The organism is Agrococcus versicolor, from assembly GCF_039531815.1.
In the GTDB taxonomy this organism is placed as follows: Bacteria; Actinomycetota; Actinomycetes; order Actinomycetales; family Microbacteriaceae; genus Agrococcus; species Agrococcus versicolor.
The window spans coordinates 264,298-279,592 of sequence record NZ_BAAAQT010000001.1 but is presented as its reverse complement, the minus strand read 5'-3'; the positions used below and the strand labels follow the sequence as shown (position 1 = coordinate 279,592).

Annotated in this window: 15 protein-coding genes; 8 read left to right on the top strand and 7 right to left on the bottom strand. The window is 72.7% G+C overall.

What is annotated here, in order from left to right; all coding sequences use genetic code 11:
• Positions 1–79 precede the first annotated feature (79 nt).
• The 6 genes from ABD249_RS01340 to ABD249_RS01315 form a co-directional block, all read right to left on the bottom strand.
• Positions 80–355: a hypothetical protein gene (locus ABD249_RS01340; RefSeq protein ID WP_344339519.1), complete on the bottom strand. Its 276-nt coding sequence runs from the start codon at positions 353–355 to the stop codon at positions 80–82.
• A gap of 592 nt (positions 356–947) precedes the next feature.
• Positions 948–1,871, bottom strand: coding sequence for an AEC family transporter (locus ABD249_RS01335; protein WP_344339517.1), 924 nt, complete (start codon positions 1,869–1,871; stop codon positions 948–950).
• Positions 1,872–1,966: 95 nt separating this feature from the next.
• A complete protein-coding gene (gene pyrE / locus ABD249_RS01330) occupies positions 1,967–2,518 on the bottom strand; it encodes an orotate phosphoribosyltransferase (RefSeq protein WP_344339515.1) in 552 nt (183 codons plus the stop codon).
• 61 nt (positions 2,519–2,579) lie between these two features.
• Complete coding sequence (locus ABD249_RS01325; RefSeq protein ID WP_344339513.1) at positions 2,580–2,921, bottom strand: hypothetical protein; 342 nt, start codon at positions 2,919–2,921, stop codon at positions 2,580–2,582.
• Between the two features lie 57 nt (positions 2,922–2,978).
• On the bottom strand, positions 2,979–3,530 hold the full coding sequence (locus ABD249_RS01320; RefSeq protein ID WP_344339511.1) for a maleylpyruvate isomerase N-terminal domain-containing protein: 552 nt from the start codon (positions 3,528–3,530) through the stop codon (positions 2,979–2,981).
• A gap of 231 nt (positions 3,531–3,761) precedes the next feature.
• Positions 3,762–4,451 (bottom strand): metal ABC transporter ATP-binding protein, encoded by a 690-nt coding sequence (locus ABD249_RS01315; RefSeq protein WP_344339509.1) that lies wholly within the window; start codon positions 4,449–4,451, stop codon positions 3,762–3,764.
• A gap of 43 nt (positions 4,452–4,494) precedes the next feature.
• Here ABD249_RS01315 and aztB point away from each other — a divergent pair, with 43 nt between their 5' ends.
• The 7 genes from aztB to ABD249_RS01280 all read left to right on the top strand — a co-directional run bounded on the left by aztB (position 4,495) and on the right by ABD249_RS01280 (position 12,775).
• Positions 4,495–5,391, top strand: coding sequence for a zinc ABC transporter permease AztB (aztB, locus tag ABD249_RS01310; RefSeq protein WP_344339507.1), 897 nt, complete (start codon positions 4,495–4,497; stop codon positions 5,389–5,391).
• A complete protein-coding gene (locus ABD249_RS01305; RefSeq protein WP_344339505.1) occupies positions 5,388–6,587 on the top strand; it encodes an ABC transporter in 1,200 nt (399 codons plus the stop codon). The genes aztB and ABD249_RS01305 overlap by 4 nt, the downstream gene beginning before the upstream one ends.
• Positions 6,584–7,498: a zinc ABC transporter substrate-binding protein AztC gene (gene aztC / locus ABD249_RS01300; RefSeq protein WP_344339502.1), complete on the top strand. Its 915-nt coding sequence runs from the start codon at positions 6,584–6,586 to the stop codon at positions 7,496–7,498. Before ABD249_RS01305 ends, aztC begins: the two co-directional genes overlap by 4 nt.
• 83 nt (positions 7,499–7,581) lie before the next feature.
• The gene (locus ABD249_RS01295) at positions 7,582–8,799 is read left to right on the top strand and encodes a hypothetical protein (protein WP_344339499.1); all 1,218 of its coding nucleotides are present in this window, start codon (positions 7,582–7,584) and stop codon (positions 8,797–8,799) included.
• A gap of 639 nt (positions 8,800–9,438) precedes the next feature.
• Positions 9,439–10,251 carry an exodeoxyribonuclease III gene (locus ABD249_RS01290; RefSeq protein ID WP_344339496.1) on the top strand — a complete coding sequence of 271 codons (813 nt, stop codon included), beginning with the start codon at positions 9,439–9,441 and terminating at the stop codon, positions 10,249–10,251.
• A gap of 243 nt (positions 10,252–10,494) precedes the next feature.
• On the top strand, positions 10,495–12,309 hold the full coding sequence (locus tag ABD249_RS01285) for an LPXTG cell wall anchor domain-containing protein (RefSeq protein ID WP_344339494.1): 1,815 nt from the start codon (positions 10,495–10,497) through the stop codon (positions 12,307–12,309).
• 112 nt (positions 12,310–12,421) lie between these two features.
• On the top strand, positions 12,422–12,775 hold the full coding sequence (locus ABD249_RS01280) for a hypothetical protein (protein WP_344339493.1): 354 nt from the start codon (positions 12,422–12,424) through the stop codon (positions 12,773–12,775).
• A 55-nt stretch (positions 12,776–12,830) separates the two neighbouring features.
• Here the strand turns inward: ABD249_RS01280 and ABD249_RS01275 are convergent, their stop codons facing one another.
• The gene (locus tag ABD249_RS01275; protein WP_344339491.1) at positions 12,831–13,373 is read right to left on the bottom strand and encodes a hypothetical protein; all 543 of its coding nucleotides are present in this window, start codon (positions 13,371–13,373) and stop codon (positions 12,831–12,833) included.
• A gap of 240 nt (positions 13,374–13,613) precedes the next feature.
• Here ABD249_RS01275 and ABD249_RS01270 point away from each other — a divergent pair, with 240 nt between their 5' ends.
• Positions 13,614–14,990: a DUF6421 family protein gene (locus ABD249_RS01270; protein WP_344339488.1), complete on the top strand. Its 1,377-nt coding sequence runs from the start codon at positions 13,614–13,616 to the stop codon at positions 14,988–14,990.
• Positions 14,991–15,295 lie beyond the last annotated feature (305 nt).

Sequence of the window (15,295 nt, the reverse complement as noted above, 5' to 3'; positions counted from 1 at the left end):
CGGCCGCCTCTCTCGCATGATCGGACAGCTGCGGCTAGTGAGACGCCGCGTCGCGAGCCACGGCTGACCGATCAGGGGCCTAGGCGGACTCCGAGGGCATCTGCGCGAAGATGATCCCTGCGACCTCGTAGCGCTCGCGGAGCGTGATGTCGACGCCGGTGAAGTCGACGAGGACGAACCGATCCCACTCGACCTCCGAGTGTCCGCCCGCATAGGACTCGGCGTCTGCAACGGTCTCGAACCTCAGGAAGAGCCCGACATCAGAGGACCACGCCTCGACACACCGGACCTCGGACGTGCACTCGGTCGCCGTGACGTAGCGAAGGGATGCGGAGGCCCCGTCGGGCAGGGGCATGTCCTCGTTCGTCAAGGGACCTGCGAGCTCGAAGTCCTGAGAGACCGGTGGCTGACCGCAGCCAGCGAGCCCGAGCGACGTCAGGCCGGCTGCGATGCCTACAGCACAAAGCAGCACACGCGGTCTCATCACACGCCACCATCCGCGCGGTTCCAATTGCATCGTTGGTGGACCACATTGTTGACCCAATGTGGATTCAGCTGGTACTCGAAAGACGTCGGCGCCTCAGCGCCATCGATCACGTTGATGAGCTGCGCGCTACCCATGTACGCCTCCCATCAGCTCCAGCAACCGCTGATGCGGCGCATCCGAGGCCATCATGAGCGCGAGAGGCGGTCGAGAGGCCGGTTGAGCAAGAGGTCCGTCAACCTGAGGTGACCACGAGCGCATCAGCGCTCGAACGGATGCCCGAGAGGCGTCGATGGACGGGGCTGGATCGCGGTGCCGACGTCAAGCCATCTACGCTCACGTGGCTGCTCGAGCGGCCCGCGACGAGCGACGCTTCGACGGATGCGTAGACGACGCCATGCCCACCCATCGATTGGTCAGCTGTGGCTCGCCAAGAGGCGTGTCGCGAACCACAGCTGATCAATCACCCGCGGAGGACGAACGCGATCAGCAGCATCACCGGCAGCGACAGGATCGTCGTCAGCAGCACGACGTCGCGGGCGACGACCTGCCCCGTCTCGTACCGGAGCGCGTACTGGTACATGTTCTGCGCCGTCGGCAGGGCGCCCATGATCGTGCAGGCGTAGACGAGCTCGTCGGAGAGGTCGAAGGCGTAGCGGGCGAGCACGAAGGCGATCGCGGGCGCCGCGAACGACTTGAGCGCCGTCGCGAGCAGCACCTCCTTGCGGCCGGTCCCGGGCGACAGCGGCCGATCGCCGCCGAGCGAGATGCCGAACGCCAGCAGCATGAGCGGCACCGCCGCCCCACCCAGGATCTCGAGGGGCGCGAGCACGGGATCCGGGATCTCGAGGCCCGTCGCCGACACGACGGCGCCCAGCACGGACGCGATGAGGATCGGGTTGCGCAGCGGCTGCGTCACGATGCCCCAGAACGACGCCTTGCCCGCCCGCACGACGTCGAGGATGCCGAGCAGCACGGGAGCGAGCACGAGCAGCTGCAGCATGATCATCGGCCCGACGAACTGCGCGTCGCCGATGACGTAGACGGCGACGGGGAGGCCGATGTTGTTGACGTTCGAGTAGCCGGACGTCGACGCGCCGATCGCGATGCGGCCGACGTCCTTCGTGAAGAGCAGGCGCGCGACGAGGGCGTAGATCGCCGCGACGGCCACGAACGACACGAGCGCCACGAGCAGCACGCCGGAGAAGAGCACCGAGATGTCGGACGAGGCGAGCACCGTGAACAGCAGCGCGGGGCTCGCGGCGAAGAACGCGACCTTGTTGAGGACGAGCCGGTCGTCCTGCGACACCACGCGTGCCCGGGCGAGCAGCCAGCCGACGAGGATGACGAACGCGATGATCGCGAACCCGATGAGCACGCCGCCCATCCCGCTCCTCCCGCTCCGCCTGCTTGCTCCGACCCGATCCCTGCGCCCAGCCCGGCGCGCGACCGCTCAGGACGAGCGGGGCGCCGGCGTGCGGGTCAGGAGGGGTCGAGCCCCAGGTCGGCGAGGCCGATCGCCGCGCGGTACTCGACGCCCGTCGCCTCGATCGCGGCCTGCGCGCCCGTCGACCGGTCGACGATGACGGCGACGGCGACGACCTCCGCGCCCACCTTCCGCAGCGCCTCGATCGCGGCGATGGGGCTGCCACCGGTCGTGGAGGTGTCCTCGAGCACGACGACGCGCTTGCCGGCGAGGTCCGGGCCCTCCACCTGGCGGCCGCGCCCGTGATCCTTCGGCTGCTTGCGCACGACGAACGCGTCGATGGCGAGACCGCGCGCGAGGCCGCGGTGCAGCACGGCGTTCGCAAGCGGGTCGGCGCCCATCGTGAGCCCGCCGACCGCGACGATGTCCGGGATGTCGGCGATGAGGTCGAGCAGCACGTCGCCGATGAGCGGCGCCCCGCGGTGGTCGAGCGACAGCTTGCGCATGTCGACGTAGTACGTCGCCCGCTTGCCGGAGGTGAGCACGAAGTCGCCGTGGAACACGGCCTCGTCGCGGATGAGCTGGATGAGGTCGTCGCGCGCGGTCACGCTCCCAGGCTACCCAGGACGCGCGCCGTCGCTTGCGCCGACGGCGATCCCGCTCCTCGCGTCAGCCCAGCCGCGTGATGCTCACCTCGTCGCGACCCCGATACACGAGGTGCATCGCATCCGGCGATGGAGGGATGATCGCGATGGCCACCTGCTCGACCTCGGAGTTGCCTCGCAGCGTGCTGCCGTCGACGTGCTGGAGGTGCACGGAGCAGTGCACCGGGCGCTCGGCCGGGATCTCGAAGAGGCTGCGACCGTGAGGGGAGCGGAACGCTCGACCATCGATCGCGACCACGACGGAGGTCGACCGGCTGCGCTCGGCATCGACGATGACGTCGACGGTCACCAGCCGGCGGCGCCCGTCGTACGCCTCGACATACGGGATGGCCCATGCGTGCTCCATGCCGACAGCGTGCCATGCCTCGCTCGGGACACGGCGGGTTCGACGCGCACGCGCGCCTCAGACCTCCCGGCCCGCCCACGCCATGACGACGGCGGTGCGCGAGGCGCCGGCGGGCGCGGTCAGCGCCGGGGCGAACACGACGTCGTTGCGCACGTGCTCGTCGTGCACGCGCGACGGCAGCCCCTCGGCGAAGGCGAGCAGCGGGTCCGGGAGGTCGAGCGGCGACGCGAGCCCGATGCGAGCGATGCCCCACCGCACGTCCCACGCGTGCATCACGAGGTCCATCGTGGGGAAGTACAGGAGGGCGACCTCGTCGTCGGCGCACGCGTCGACGATCGTCATCGCCTCGCGGGCGGTGCGCTCCCACGCGCCGATGGCGCGGACGGCGGGGAGGTCGGCGCGCTCGGAGGTGGGTCCGACGGGATCGGCGGTGCGTTCGAGCGGGGCGATCACGTTGCTGCGCTGGGTGGCGACCACGTGGAGCACGACGTCGGCGATCGTCCAGCCATCGCACGCGGACGGGAGACCGATCGAGTCCGCGGCCGCGAGCGCCTCGGCGGTGAACAGCTCGAGCGCGTCGAGGTAGAGCTCGCGGAGCGGCAGCGCCATGTCGCCATCCTGCCCGATCGGAGGGCATGGGCTGCGCATGCGCCTCGCGGGTGCGCCGCGGCGAGATGCGTCGCCGAGCGGCGCGGCGCTGGCCATGCGTCCGCGCCTCACCGCTGAGCGGCACATCTCACCAGCCTCGCGCCGAGCGAGCGCGCTGAGATGCGCGGTTGAGCGAGGCGGCGAGGACGATGCGTCCACGGCACACCGCTCAGCCGCGCATCTCGGCGAGCCTCACCCGAGGGCGAGCGCCTCCGCCGCCCGGCGGGCCTGCGCCGCGGCGACGACCGCCGGTGCCCCCTCCACCACGACGCGGCCCCGGTCGAGCAGCACGGCGTGGTCGGCGCGCGCGAGGCTCGCGCGGTCGTGGGTGGCGACGACGACCGTGGCGCCGCGCAGCGCGAGGGCGCGCAGCGCGGCGTCGATGCGGTCGCGCGAGGCGGCGTCGGCGGAGGCGGTCGGCTCGTCGAGGAGCACGAGGGATGCGTCCTGCACGATGCCCTGCGCGACGAGCACGCGCTGCCGCTGCCCGCCGGAGAGGGTCGAGAGCCCGGCGCCGGCGAGCTCGCGCATGCAGACGGCGTCGAGCGCGGCATCGACGCGCGCACGGTCGGCGGCACGCAGGCGGCCGAGCAGCCCGCGCTCGGCCCACAGCCCCATCGCGACGGTCGCGTGCGCCGTGAGCGGCAGGCGGTCGCCGAGGTCGGTGCGCTGCACGACGAGCGCGCGGCGAGCCGGCAGCCCGTCGATGCGGCCGGCGTGCGGCAGGGTGCCGGCGAGGACCTCGAGCAGCGTCGACTTGCCCGAGCCGTTGTCGCCGACGAGCGCCGTGATCGCGCCGCTCGGCAACGACGCGCCGACGTCGTCGAGGGCGGGCCGGGCGCCGCGATGGGCGGTGACGTGATGGAGCTCGATCGTCCTCATCCTCCGATTGTACTTTGAGAATCGTTATCGTTACCGTGTGATCGTGTCCTGGATCCTGGAGCCGTTCGAGACGGCCTTCTTCGCTCGCGCGCTGCTCGGCGGCGTCCTCGCCGCGACGATCTGCGCGATCGCCGGCGCGTGGGTCGTCGCGCGCGGCATGGCCTTCCTCGGCGAGGCCCTCGGCCACGGGATGCTGCCCGGCGTCGCGATCGCGACGCTCGTCGGCGCATCCCCGCTCGTCGGCGCCGCCATGAGCGCCGCCGTCATGGGCCTCGGCATCGGCTGGCTCACGCGCCGCTCCCGCATGCAGCACGACACGGCGATCGGCATCGCGTTCGTCGGGATGCTCGCGACCGGCGTCATCGTCGTGTCGCACTCCGGCTCCTTCGCCACCGACGTCACCGCCATGCTCTTCGGCGACGTGCTCGCGATCCGCGGCGGCGAGCTCGTCGCCCTCGGCGCGGGCCTCGTCGCGACGATCGTCGTCGCCGCCGCACTGCACCGACCGCTCGTCGCCCTCGCGTTCGACGAGCGCGTCGCCACGACGCTCGGCATGCGCCCCCGCCTCGCACGGCTCGGCCTCTCGGCGCTGGTGATCGTCGCCGTCGTCGCCTCGTACCAGGCGGTCGGCACGCTGCTCGTCGTCGCGCTGCTCGTCGCGCCGCCGGCCGCGGCGGCGCTCTGGGCGCGCAGCATGCCCGCCGCGATGGTCGGAGGCGCCGCGATCGGCGCGCTCGCCGTCGTGGGCGGCCTCCTCGCCTCCTGGCATCTCGCGACGGCCGCGGGCGCGTCGATCGCGCTCGTCGCGGTCGGGCTGCTCGTCGCGTCGGCGCTCCTCCACGCGCTCGTCGGCCGCACCGCCCGGGAGACCACCGCCGCCGACGCGGCCGCGACCTCCCCCATCCCGCACCCCGTCACCGTCCCCGAGAGGACCGCATGACCCGCAGCATCCCCCGCACCACGAGCCGCGCCGCGCACGTCGCCGCCGTCGCCGCTGCCGCGTCGCTCACCCTCGTGGCGTGCTCCGCGCAGCCGCCGGGCGGCGGAGCGAGCGCCGAGTCCACGCCCCACGGCTACGTCGCGGGCGCGAGCGAGCACGAGGAGCCGCAGCTCGGCCTCGTGGGCGTCGGCGACGACGGCGCGGTGACGATGCTCGACCTCCTCACGGAGGAGTCGGCGGAGGTCGCGGGGCTCGCTTTCGTGCAGCAGACGGACGCCGACGGCCGCTTCGTCGCCGCCTCGACCGACGACGGCATCGCGATCGTCGACTCGGGTGCCTGGACGGTCGAGCACGGCGACCACTCGCACTACTACCGGGCCGAGCCGCGCGTCGCCGCGACGCTCGACGCCACCGGACCCGTGCGCATCGCCTCGACCGAGACCGTCACGGTCGTCGTGGCGAGCGGCTCGGACGAGGTCATCGTGCTCGACCGCGCCGACCTCGGCCAGGGCGAGGTGACCGAGCTGGGGCGCATCGACGCGGATGCCGTGGCCGCGATCCCGTTGGGCGACGCCATCCTCCTCGCCGACGACGCCGGCGTGCGGCTCGTGGACCACGCGGGCGAGAAGCTCGGCGAGCCCGCGACCTGCACGAGCCCGACGGATGCGATGACGACGCGCGTCGGCATCGCCGTCGCCTGCGCCGAGGGCGCCGTGCTCGCGACCGCCGAGGACGCGCCGCTCGAGGCCATCCCCTACCCCGCTGGCACCGATCCGTCGACGATCGCGACGACCCTCGACGGCCGCCCCGGCCGCCCCTCGGTCGCCGCCGTCGGCGGCACGGTCGGATTCTGGCTGCTCGACACCCGCGAGCGCACCTGGACGCTCGTGCCCACGCCGACGCCGCTCGCGCACGTCGCCGCCGTCGACGACGCCGACGGCCACGTCGTCGCCGCCGCGACGGATGGTCGCATCCTCGCCCTCGACGCGACGGGCGCGCAGCTCGGCGCGACCGAGCCCGTGCTCGCCGCCGCGCTCGCGCGGGGCCTGACGCCGACGATCGAGGTCGACGCCAGCCGCGCCTACGTGCCCGTCGCCACCGACGGCACGGTCCTCGAGATCGACTACGCCGACGCCGCGCGCATCGCCCGCACGCTGCCGCTGGCCGCCGCCCACGTCGCGGAGGTCGGACGATGAGGCGCACCGCCCGCACGCTCGCCGCCATCGCGAGCGCCGCGCTCGCCGCCGGCGCCCTCGCCGCGTGCGCCCCCGCATCCGAGGGGCCGCGCATCGTCGTGACGACGAACATCCTCGGCGACGTCGTCGACGCCCTCGTAGGCGATCAGGTCGAGGTCGCGACCCTCATGCCGCCGAACTCCGACCCGCACTCGTTCGAGATCTCGGCGCAGCAGGCGGCGGCCATGGAGGGTGCCGACCTCGTGGTCGCGAACGGGCTCGGCCTCGAGGAGGGGCTGACGCAGCACGTGGAGGCCGCCGAGGCCGCGGGCGTTCCCATCGTCGAGGCGGGCGACGCCGTCGACGTGCTCGAGTACGCCACGGAGGATGCGTCGGGTCCCGACCCGCACTGGTGGACGGATCCGACGCAGATGCGCTCGGTCGTCGACGCCCTCGAGGCCGAGCTCGCCGAGCACGTCGACGGCATCGACGTCGCGGGCCTCGCCGAGGCCGCGGACGCCTACCGCGCGGACGTCGAGGCGCTCGACGCCGACCTCGCGGCGGCCTTCGAGACGCTGGGGCCGGAGCGACGCGTGCTCGTCACGAACCACCACGTGTTCGGCTACCTCGCCGAGCGCTACGACTTCCGCATCGTCGGCGCCGTCATCCCCGGCGGCTCGACGCTCGCGGCGCCGAGCGCCTCGGACCTCGACGAGCTCGCAGACGCGATCCGCGAGGCGGCAGTGCCCGTGCTCTTCGCCGAGTCGTCGCAGCCCGACCGCCTCATCCAGGTGCTCGCGGAGGAGGCGGGCCTCGACGTGCGCGTCGAGTCGCTCTTCACCGAGTCGCTCACCGAGCCCGGCGGCGGCGCCGCCACCTACCTCGAGCTCATGACCGCGAACGGCGAGCGCATCGTCGACGCCCTCGGCTGAGCCGACCCCACCACCGCCCGCCCCGGTCGGGCGGGCGCATCGACCCCGCGGCATCGCCGCACTCCCCCACCGAGAGGAATCCCATGACCATCCCCCAGCACCGACTGCGACGGCGCGCCACGAGCGCCTTCGCCATCGCGGCCGCGGCGGGCCTCGCCCTCGCCGCCTGCTCGACGGGCTCCGGCGAGCCCGCCGCCTCCGAGTCGCAGTCCGCAGAGGCAGCGGAGGCGAGCGCGCGTCTCGCGCTCACGACCGACGGCGGCGTCGTCGTGCTCGACGCCGAGACGCTCGAGCCGGTCGGCGACGTGCCGATCGACGGCTTCCTGCGCGTCAATCCCGCGGGCGACGGCGAGCACGTCTTCGTCACGACGAGCCAGGGCTTCGAGGTGCTCGCCACCGGCGCCACCTCCGGCGACGAGCCGTCCCTCACCGGCGCCGTCTTCGAGGGCGACGCGGCAGGCCACGTCGTGCTGCACGACGGCCGCACCGTGCTCTTCGACGACGCGACCGGCGACTACTGGGCGTTCGACACGGATGCGCTGACCGACTCGGATGCGCTGCCCGCCGACATGGACGCGTACGAGTCGGCCGCCGCCCACCACGGCGTCGCGGTCGAGCTCGCCGACGGCACGCTGCTGTCGACGCTCGGCGACGAGGAGTCGCGCACGGGCGTGCGGCACCTCGACGCCGACGGCACCGAGCTCGCACGCTTCGAGGAGTGCCCCTCGGTGCACGGCGAGGGCGTCGCGGCCGACGAGCACGTGCTCTTCGGCTGCCAGGACGGCGTGCTGCTCTTCACGGGCGGCGAGTTCCAGAAGCTCGACAGCCCCGACGAGTTCGGCCGCGTCGGCAACGCGTACGTGACCGACGAGTCGCCCATCGCCTTCGTCGACTACCGCGACGACCCCGACGCAGAGGGTTCGCTGCTGCACCGCGTCGGCATGGTCGACACCGCCGCCGGCACGTGGGAGATCCTCGACCTGCCGGAGGGCGTGGAGTACACGTGGCAGGGCGTCGAGCGCGACCACCATGGCGACGCGTGGCTCATCGGCACCGACGGCGCGCTGCACATGCTCGACGGCGAGACCGGCGAGCTCGCGCGGTCCATCCCGGCGATCGACGCGTGGGAGGGCCCGGCCGAGTGGCAGGACGCGCACCCGTACCTGCTGATCGACGACCACACCGCCTACGTGACCGATCCGGCCTCGAGCCGCATCGTCGCCGTCGACCTCGAGTCGGGCGAGATCGTCGCCGAGGGCGAGCTCGACGCGGCGCCGAGCGAGATGGCGCTGGCGGGCTGACCCTTCGAGGCTCACTCCGTTCGCACCTCAGGGAGCGGGTGGCGGACGCTCCGTTCGCACCTCAGGGAGCGGGCGGGAGGACGCCGCACGCCATCCCCTCCCGCTCCCTGAGGAGGCCGCGAGCGCAGCGAGCAGCCGTCTCGAAGGGTCCCTTCGAGGCTCACTCCGTTCGCACCTCAGGGAGCGGTGGGTGGACGCTGCGCTCGCACCTCAGGGAGCGGCGGGCGGGCACTGCGTTCGCACCTCAGGGAGCGGGCGGGAGGAGGAGGCACGCCATCCCTCCCGCTCCCTGAGGAGGCCGCGAGCGCAGCGAGCAGCCGTCTCGAAGGGTCCCTTCGAGGCTCGCTTCGCTCGCACCTCAGGGAGCGGTGGGCGGACGCAGCACTCGCACCTCAGAGAGCGGCGGGCGGACGCAGCACTCGCACCTCAGAGAGCGGCGGGCGGACGCAGCACTCGCACCTCAGAGAGCGGCGGGCGGACGCTGCACTCGCACCTCAGAGAGCGGCGGGCGGACGCTGCACTCGCACCTCAGGGAGCGGCGGGTGGGCACTGCGCTCGCACCTCAGGGAGCAGGTGGTGGAAGCTCCGTTCGCACGGGTGGGAGGCGGGCCGCGGCGCTCGACGAAATAGGCTGGCACCATGCGCGTCGCGACCTGGAACGTGAACTCCGTCCGCACCCGTGTCGGGCGGATCGTCGACTGGCTCGAGCGTTCGGACGTCGACGTGCTGGCGATGCAGGAGATCAAGTGCCGCGTCGACCAGTTCCCGTACGAGGCCTTCGAGGCCGCCGGGTACCACGTGGAGGCGCACGGCACGAACCAGTGGAACGGCGTCGCGATCGCCTCCCGGCTGCCGATGCTCGACGTCGTGCGCCAGTTCGACGACCAGCCCGGCTACGCGAACACCGGCGAGCCCGTGGTCGAGGCGCGCGCCATGGCGGCCACCGTCGAGGGCGTCCGCCTGTGGAGCCTGTACGTGCCGAACGGGCGCGACCTCGAGCACCCGCACCTCGTCTACAAGCTCGAGTGGCTGCGCATCCTCGCCGCGCACGCCAAGGGCTGGAGGCACGAGCGCCTCGCGCTCATGGGCGACTTCAACATCGCGCCGTTCGACCACGACGTGTGGGACATCGCAGCCTTCGAGGGCTCGACGCACGTGAGCGGGCCCGAGCGTGCCGCCTTCCGCGCCTTCGAGGAGGCCGGGCTCACCGACGTCGTGCGCGACCGGGCCGCCGGCTACACCTACTGGGACTACAAGGCCGGGCGCTGGCAGAAGGGTGAGGGCATGCGCATCGACTTCGTGCTCGGCACCCCGTCGTTCGCCGAGCTCGTCACGGCAGCGCGCATCGACTCGGGCGAACGCTCGGGCGACGCCCCGAGCGATCACGTGCCGGTCGTCGTCGACATCGACGTCGAGACCGAGCTCGACGACGACCGGCCGATGATCTTCTAGGGATCAGACGCGCTGGCGACCCGCCAGCAGGTGTTCACCCAACGCATCGATCGAATCATTGGCCGAATCGGCACAGGCCGAACGGGCCCTTCGCGGCGAACCACCAGCACGAGGAGCATCACCCTGCAACCGCTCGGGTGGATGACGCCTCCGAGCATGGAAGAGTCGACGATGACCCACGACATGACCACGAGGGAGCGGCGCGGACGCCGCTCGCTCCGAACGCGATTCGCAGCGACGGGGGTGTCCGTCGCCCTCGTGGCGACCGCAGCCCTCATCGCAGCGCCCGCCGCATCCGCCGTCGAGCAGCCGTTCTCGGTGACGAGCCCCGCGAACCTCTCGACCGTCGACTCGACGACGCCCACCTTCTCGGGCCTCGGCACGACGGGCAGCACCGTGACCCTGACCTACAGCGGGCAGAACCTCGGCTCGTACACCGCGGGCACCGCCATCGTCGACGACGAGGGTGCCTGGTCGACGGCGACGAGCTTCGCATCGGCCAACCCCGGTGAGACGTCGACGCGCGTGCGCGTGACGGAGAACGCGCCCGGCGGCGCCGAGACCGGCGCCTTCTTCATCACCATCGACTTCCCGACGGCGCCGGTCCCGGCCGCCGCCGAGTTCACGCTCGAGTCGCCCCTCGACGGCGAGACCCGCGCAGACTTCCTGAACATCGTGCACTTCGTGGGCACCGGCGACGTGGGCAACACCGTCACGGTGCGCTACTTCGACGGTCGCGGCGGCGTCGCGCTCGCCGGCACCGCCCAGGTCGGTCTCGATGGCCGCTACGACGTCTTCGCGACGTTCCGCGAGCTGCCCGCCGGGCAGACGTTCGCGAACACCTTCACGCGCCAGTTCACGCCGGACGGCACGCCCGCATCCGTCGAGATCGGTCGCACGATCAACTTCGCCATCGCCCCGGTCGAGGCCTCGCCGTTCACGGTGACCAGCCCGCAGAGCGGCGACCGCGTCGCCACCACGACGCCCGCCTTCACCGGCACCGGCGTCGCCGGCGACACCGTCACGCTGCGCTACAGCGGCCAGCAGCTCGGCTCCTACCTCGCCGGCACGACGACCATCGCGGAGGACGGCACCTGGACCATCCCGACGACGGACTTCTCGGACGCGAACTTCGGCGAGACCGAGATCCGCGTCTCGGCGACGGCGACGAGCCCCACCGGCGTCGAGCGCCCCGGCAGCCGCTTCGTCGACATCGTCCTGCCGTCCGCTCCCGCTCCGCTCGTCGACTTCACGCTGACCTCCCCCGAGGAGGGCGACGTCATCGCCGATCCCACGGACGGCGTCGCATTCGTCGGCACCGGCGTCGCGGGCAACACCGTCACGGTGCTGTACTTCGACGGACGTGGCGGCCTCGGCGAGGCGGGTTCCGCGATCGTCGAGGACGACGGCTCGTTCGAGGTCACGGCGATCTTCACGGGCCTTCCCGTCGGCCAGGACTTCGCGAACACGTTCACGCGTCAGCTGGATGCCGATGGCGAGCTCGTGGCGAACGACATCGGCCGCACGATCTTCTTCGGCGTCGCGCCCGGAGTCGAGACGCTGGCAGCCCCCACGCTCGACGCCCCGGTCGTCGACGGCTCCACCGTGACCTTCACGGGCACCGGCGTCGCCGGCGCCACGGTCGCGGTCGCGATCTCGTCGGCGCTCCCGCCGACGGGCGCCGAGGGTGAGTTCGACGGCGCATCCGTCGAGGCCACCGTGGGCGAGGACGGCCGCTGGACCGCCTCGATCGAGCTCGGCGCAGGCGACTACATCGCCACGGCGACGCAGTTCACGGGCGACGGCGCCGACCGCTCGGCACCCACCGACGGCCGTGCGTTCACGGTCGCCGCGGTCGCCGTCCCGCCGACGGCCACGCCGCCGACGGCCACGCCGCCCGTCGCGCCGCCGGTCGCCGGTGGTGCCGGGAACGGCGCGGGCTCGCTGCCCGTCACGGGCGAGGAGATCGGCGGTGCGCTGCTCGCGGCGATGCTGCTGCTCGTCGCAGGCGCCGGCGTGCTCGTCGCTCGACGCAGGGCGGCCGCCACGCAGGGCTGACCCCCTCGCAGCCGCATGCACGACGACGCCCTCGCGGATCCGCGGGGGCGTCGTCGTGCGTGCTCCGGCCGCGGGGCGCGTGCGATGCTGGGCTCGACCGAGGGGGCATCGCATGGACGCAGGCAGCATCTCGCCGCAGCTGGCGCGGGCCGAGAGCCCGATGCGGGTCGTCGCGCTCATGATCCTGTCCGTCGCGCTGCTCGGTGCGCTCGGCACGCTCGCGCTGCTGCCGCTGTTCGTGCTGGCGCAGCCGTGCCCGGTCGACCTGCAGCCGTGCGACACGGCGTCGGGGCCGCTCGCCGCGCTGCTCATGCTCGGCGTGCCGCTCGCCGCCGTCGTGGTGGGGCTCGTCGGGGCCGGCGTGCAGCTCGCCCGCAGGCGCCGCGCGATCCGCTGGCCCGCCATCGCGTGCGGCGTCGCCGTCGTGTCGTGGCTCGCCGGGCTCGCGGTGGCGCTGCTCGCCTGACCGCCGCGGATCCGTCTGACGGCGGACGATCCGTCGCGGATCGGTCCGCCGCGCGTCAGTCCGCCGCGCGCCCCAGGCCGCGTGCGAGCGCGGCGAGCAGGGCGTCGTGCTGCTCGCCGTGGAGCTCGAGGATGGGCGATGCGTCGAGCGTCGACCCGCTGCCCGACCGCGTGACGACCACGTACGTGACGCGTCGCTCGAGGTCCGAGAAGGTGCGCACGGACGGACCGAGGCGATTCGAGCCGAGCTGGATCGGCGTGTAGATCGCGGGGTCGCCGGTGGCGAGGCGCTCGAACGTCTCGTCGGGGTCGGCCGCGATCGGCACGACGCGGTTCGCGAGCGGACGGCCGTCGCGCAGCCGCCATGCGCGCACGCGGCCCGCGACCCACAGCAGCGTGACGGGAGCGACGACCACGAGCACCGCGGCGGCGATGCCGAGCGCGCGCTCCTGCCACACCGTGAGCGCCGCGATCGCGACCCCTGCGAACAGGATCGCGTCGGCGACCGCCATGAGGCGGAAGAGCCGCGCCTGCGGGCCGGCGGCCAGCTCGAACTGCTCGGGGCGTGCCGCCAGCGTCGTGTCGTCGGCGGTGATCATGCCCGCGGTCCTCTCGTCGATCGTGCGCCGACGGTCGCATCCGCCTGCGGCCAGGAGCCTAGCGACGTCGCAGCGCGAACCCCTGAGGGGTCCGACGCAACGCACCTGCGCTCCGCGCCCGGAATCGTCGCGACGCACGGAACGTGCAGGAAAGCCGCCTCCGCGCGCAATGCTTGTGCGGCCGCTCCTTCCTACGCTGGATGGATCCCCCAGCATCGCCACCAGGAAGGCCCTGACGACGTGACCATCGCCACGCCCCTCAGCACCACCGAGCTCGCCGCGCACCCCGCGTGGCAGCGACTCAAGGCCGCCGCCACCGCGCTGCAGCCCCTGCAGTCGAAGTCGGGCGCGATCGAGGACGCCGGCCGGCACGCCGCCGCCCGCGGCCACGTCGCCGACCTCGTCGAGGGCATGCGCGAGCTCGCACCGCTCTTCCCGCACGACGCCGACTACCTCGAGCAGTCGGCCGTCGACTTCGAGCGATGGGCGGATCGGGGCTTCGACGTGCCCGACCACTTCGACGCGCTCATGCGCTTCCAGCCGCAGCAGCACCGCGTCGACGGCCTCCAGCATCTCGTCGTCTTCCCCATGTACACGCAGAACGGGTCGTCGAACCGGCTCGTCGAGGCCGTGCTCGTCGAGGTCATCTGGCCCGACTTCATCGCCGAGCTCGAGGCGACCGACTACTCGAACGCCCTGTTCGTGCCCCTGCGCTTCATCGACTTCACCGCGGGCTACGACACGAACTCCGCCGTGCTCTTCCCCGAGACCGTCGCGATGCGCGAGACGCCGTCGTTCACGTGGGGCGCGATCTTCCAGGACCGCGAGGCCGCCCGCTTCCGCCGCGTCGTGCGCGCCGCCGTCGACGTCACGCGGCTCGAGCTGCCGGCCGACGTCGCCGACATGCTCGACGACCAGCGGCTGACGGAGGAGGTCTTCGTCATGTGGGACCTCATCCACGACCGCACCCACATGCGCGGCGACCTGCCGTTCGACCCGTTCATGATCAAGCAGCGCATGCCGTTCTTCCTCTACTCGCTCGAGGAGCTGCGCTGCGACCTGACCGCCTTCCGCGAGTCGGTGGCGATCGAGCGACGCCTCAAGGCGCAGGACGTGCGCAGCGACGAGGACGAGCTGCTCATCCAGCGCGCGCGCCTCGTGCAGTTCGCCGTCATCTTCGACCGCATCTTCCGCTTCTCCATCACGGGCTCGCGCGTGCGCAACTACGACGGCCTCGGCGGTCAGCTGCTCTTCGCCTGGCTGCACCAGCGCCGTGTGCTGCACTGGACGGACACGCAGCTCGCCTTCGACTGGGATGCCGTGCCCGACATGGTGAACGAGCTGGGCGCCGCGATCGAGCAGCTCTACTGGCGCTCGATCGACCGTCCGAAGATCGCGCACTGGCTCGCGGCGTACGAGCTCGTCTCAGCGACGGTCGAGCCGCACCCGGCGTCGGCATGGAAGGCGGGCGACCTGCCGCTCACGGGCACGCCCCGCGAGATGACCGATCTGGTCATGGACGACGAGTTCCCGCTGTCGATGTTCTTCGAGGCGTTCGAGCGCAAGATGCGCGACGTCATCGCCTCGACGTCGGGCATCACGGCGGACGCCGCCTAGCCCGTCACCCGCTGTCCCCCGAGACGCCCTGGAGCATCGCGCTCCGGGGCGTCTTCGCGCGTCCGGCAGGCGCGTCCGGGCGTGGCGCGACATGAATTCTCGGCGGCGCCACCGACGCTCCTGACCGCATCGCAGGACTCGTCCCCGCCTGATCTCGCGGAATCGCGGATGGCGGACCGGCCAACGAGAGGACACCTCAGGCGGCGGAAGTGTACACCTGGGTCCTGGGCGCCGCGACTCTATGCGCGGGGGGTCGCTCGGGGTACGTTTCGCACTGAGGACACCTCACCCGTCAGCCACAGGGG